Annotated in this window: 1 pseudogene; it reads right to left on the bottom strand. The window is 44.0% G+C overall.

The annotated features are described in order from the left end of the window. Positions 1-252: pseudogene (locus tag SB756_RS32850) on the bottom strand (MFS transporter); the annotation flags it as partial.

The following is a 252-nucleotide window of genomic DNA, read 5'->3' on the forward strand; positions in this document are numbered from 1 at the left end:
GTCTTTAACCTTTGCGGTTAAAAATAATGCGATAACAGAAATAACCGCAATTACCCAGTAGACAGCAAAGTGCCCCCAACTTTGTGCAATTGCTCCCTGAATAACGCCAGCCAGAATTACCCCGGTAGAAATACTGTTAGTAAATAAGGTGGTAGCTGCCCCCGCTCTTCCAGGCATTAAATCCTGAAACCATAGCATCCCAATACCCGCAACAATGCCGATAAATACAGCGTTAAAAAGTTGCAGCGTCAT

This window comes from Pseudomonas sp. SIMBA_068 (genome assembly GCF_046534705.1).
In the GTDB taxonomy this organism is placed as follows: domain Bacteria; phylum Pseudomonadota; class Gammaproteobacteria; order Pseudomonadales; family Pseudomonadaceae; genus Aquipseudomonas; species Aquipseudomonas putida.